This is a genomic window from Streptomyces coryli (assembly GCF_011044975.1).
In the GTDB taxonomy this organism is placed as follows: Bacteria; Actinomycetota; Actinomycetes; order Streptomycetales; family Streptomycetaceae; genus Streptomyces; species Streptomyces coryli.
On the sequence record NZ_JAAKZV010000449.1, the window covers coordinates 1 to 3,135 of the forward strand.

Genomic DNA, 3,135 nt, shown 5'->3' on the forward strand with positions numbered 1-3,135 from the left:
GTCCGGGGGGCGGCGACGACAGCGCCGCGCATCGCGTCGGGCAGGAGCGGGCAGGAGAAGGCGGACGATGCGGTCTCCTGCGGGGCGCGGGCCAGGCAGACCTCGTGGTCGTGGGGTGCGTGATCGTGGGCGGGTGGGGCTTCGACGACGTGCGTGCCGTGGTCGGTGACGGTGGCCGGCTGGGTGACGGTGGCGGCGGGCTGGGTGACGACCGGCAGGTGATGTCCCTCGCCGCCCTCGCTGCCCATCCCATGGCTGAAGAAGACCGCCAGCAGCAACACGGCAACGCCCAGCAGCCATCCCGCACCCGCCTCCCGGCGAGCACGGAGCGTACCGACGCAGGACCACACCGTGACCATGCGTGTGATCGTAACGGCCCGGCGACGCCCGAAGCCGCGCCGCGGGTCGCCGGGCGCGTCAGCCCTTCCGGCGCGTCAGTTCTTCCGGCGCTTCAGCAGCCTCCGCATGATCTTCGGCAGCGACGTCCCCAGCACCACCCCCGCCAGCGGGATCACCACATCCGCCCACGGATCGCGGATCGGCTTGTACGTGGCGAGGCCGTTCCTGATCTCGATGAAGCCGAGCGGCCGCGCCTCCGCCCCGCCACCGCCGCCACCGCCCTCGCCGGTCTTGGCCGTGCCGATCTCCCGCCCGGCGCCGCCGCCGAAGCCGAAGCCGATCCTGGCCACCGGGATGACGGTGACCTCGCCGCGGGTGACGGGCTCGCCGAAGACGGCGGTGACCGAGGCCCGGCCGCCGATCCGCTCGGCCAGCCGCTCCAGCAGCGAGGCGGCGGCGTTGGCGGCGGATTCCCCGGTGGGTGCCTGGCGTACGGGTGCGTCAGTCATGTGTCCCTCATACCGCGGTCCCGGCGGCCGGGCGATAGGCCGATATGCGCAGCGGGCGCGGACGATTAACACCGCTTATCGAACCGATGCGCACTTCACGGTTGTTACGCACATGGCGAACCGGCAAGGATCAAGGCCACCTACAACCCTCCTGGGGAGGAGCCGAGATGGCGAAGCAGAGGGTGCTGATCTCCGGTGCGAGCGTCGCCGGGCCGACGCTGGCGTACTGGCTGCACCGGCAGGGATACGACGTGACGCTGGTCGAGCGCGCTCCGGCGCTGCGCGACAGCGGCTACGCGGTGGACTTCCGCGGCGAGGCGTTCGACGTGCTGGAGCAGATGGGCATTCTCGGCGAAGTCCGCGGCCACGACACGCAGATGAAGGGCACCAGCATCGTCGACGGCGACGGGCAGCAGACCGGGGAGCTGCCGGCCGAGGCGTTCGCGGGCGGACTCGAGGTGCTGAAGCGGGAGTTCACCGCCATCCTGCATCGCGTCGCCGGCGAGGTGGCGGAGATCGTCTTCGACGACTCCATCGCGTCTCTGGAGCAGGATGACTCGGGCGTGCGGGTGACCTTCGAGCGCGGCGCCGAGCGGGTCTTCGACTACGTCGTCGGTGCCGACGGCGTGTACTCCAACGTGCGCAAGCTGGCCTTCGGCCCGCACCAGGACTACGTACACCACCTGGGCATGTCGGGCGCCGGCTTCAGCACCTCGAACCACCTCGGCCTCGACCACCGCGGGGTGCTGTGCAGCACGCCGGGCCGGGCGGTGTACCTCTTCAGCGCGGGGGACGCCGACCGGATGACGGTCAGCCTGTCCTTCGGCACGGACACCGCCGAGATCGACCGCTTCGACGCCGCCCGCCAGCAGGAGATCGTGCACGAGCACTTCGCCGGCGCGGAGTGGATCGTCCCGCAGCTGCTCGACGACATGGCCATGGCCGACGACTTCTACTTCGCCTCGGCCTGCCAGGTCGAGGCGGCCTCCTGGTCGTCCGGCCGCGTCGTCCTCGTCGGCGACGCCGGCTACTGCGCCGCCCCGACCTCCGGCATGGGCACCTCCCAGGCCCTGATCGGCGCCCGGCTGCTCGCGAACCGGCTGGCCGAGGCGGATGGCGACTACGCCGCCGCCTTTGCGGCATACGAGCGGGAGCTGCGGCCGTATACGGCGGAGAATCAGGCGCATGGGCGTGAGGCGGTGAAGATGTTCGGCGGCTGACCTGGGCCGTGCGTGCGGTGACCTGGGCCGTGCGTGCGGTGACCTGGGCCGTGCGTGCGGTGACCTGTGCCGTCCGTGCGGTGACCTGTGCCGTCTGTGCGGTGACCTGTGCCGTCTGCGCGGTGTCCTATGCCGTCCGCGCGATACGGGCCCTCGCCTCCGGCAGCAGCACCTGGCCGGTGACGAACTCGCTCCACAGCCCGAATCGCAGGGGCCGGCCATCCGGTGCCGTCGTCGTGGCGTAGCTCGCGCCGTCGCGCGACGCGGCGCCGAAGGCCAGGCGGAAGCGGAGGGTCGCGGAGCGGTCCTGGGGCGGCACCGCGGTGGGCGGCAGGATCTCGTCGAGCGCCCAGCGGTAGCCGCGGGCGCGGTACGGGGCCGAGACCCGCTCCAGTGTCTGCTCCAGGATCGTTCCGGTGGCCGGGATGGCGACGAGCACGCCCCAGGAGCCGTCCCGGCAGCGGGTGTTGAAGGCGAGCACCTCGGCCGTACCCGTCGGATGGAACTCCGCCGTGCCGTCACCGATCCGCGACCCCTCGGGGCAGCCGCCCGGCCCTTCGGCTTCGAGGGCGGCGCGGTCGCACACCGGGAAGTCGGCGGGGTGCAGGCTGACGGACCGGTCGAAGAGGAAGACGAAGCGGCGGGCGGCGGCGGGCTTGCCGCCGTCTTCGGCGCGGCTCGCACGGTCGAAGTCGACGCGGATGCCGTTGCGTTGGCCGCTGCCGTCGGGGGAGACGCGGGCGGTGAGGGCGTCGATGTTGTCCGGGCCGTCGACGCCGGGTTCGTACGGGCGCTGCGGTCCGGCGGGCGCGGGGTCCGCGGACGGAGCGGCAGCGGACGGGGTGGCTGAGTGGGCGGAAGGGGCGGTCGCGGCAGACAGGGCGGTCGCGGCCGACGCGGCGGACGGCGCGGATGCGGCGGCTATCAACAGGGCCGCCGCCAAGGCTCCGGAGCGCAGGGGTCTCATGTGGCCACCCTCGCGGTGCCGTGCGGCCGGCGGGTAGGCCGGGCTATGCCGGGGGCTCGGCGTTACCCGGGCCCCGCCGGTCCCGGCCCCCGGCATAGCC

Annotated in this window: 4 protein-coding genes; 1 reads left to right on the plus strand and 3 read right to left on the minus strand. The window is 73.0% G+C overall.

The window, feature by feature from the left end:
- A partial coding sequence (locus G5C51_RS40995; RefSeq protein WP_165245873.1) for a hypothetical protein occupies positions 1-359 on the minus strand: 359 nt, incomplete at its 3' end.
- A 75-nt stretch (positions 360-434) separates the two neighbouring features.
- Entirely contained in the window at positions 435-848 is a 414-nt protein-coding gene (locus G5C51_RS41000; protein ID WP_165245875.1) for a spore germination protein GerW family protein, read from the minus strand.
- A 167-nt stretch (positions 849-1,015) separates the two neighbouring features.
- Between G5C51_RS41000 and G5C51_RS41005 the strand changes: the two genes are divergently transcribed.
- Complete coding sequence (locus tag G5C51_RS41005; RefSeq protein WP_165245877.1) at positions 1,016-2,068, plus strand: FAD-dependent monooxygenase; 1,053 nt, start codon at positions 1,016-1,018, stop codon at positions 2,066-2,068.
- Positions 2,069-2,195: 127 nt separating this feature from the next.
- Here the strand turns inward: G5C51_RS41005 and G5C51_RS41010 are convergent, their stop codons facing one another.
- The gene (locus G5C51_RS41010) at positions 2,196-3,035 is read right to left on the minus strand and encodes a hypothetical protein (RefSeq protein ID WP_240930275.1); all 840 of its coding nucleotides are present in this window, start codon (positions 3,033-3,035) and stop codon (positions 2,196-2,198) included.
- Positions 3,036-3,135 lie beyond the last annotated feature (100 nt).

Bases quoted from the DNA above. Each gene is read 5' to 3' on its own strand.
- G5C51_RS41010 (WP_240930275.1), bottom strand. From the start codon at position 3,035: ATGAGACCCCTGCGCTCCGGAGCCTTGGCGGCGGCCCTGTTGATAGCC.
- G5C51_RS41000 (WP_165245875.1), bottom strand. From the start codon at position 848: ATGACTGACGCACCCGTACGCCAGGCACCCACCGGGGAATCCGCCGCC.
- G5C51_RS41005 (WP_165245877.1), top strand. From the start codon at position 1,016: ATGGCGAAGCAGAGGGTGCTGATCTCCGGTGCGAGCGTCGCCGGGCCG.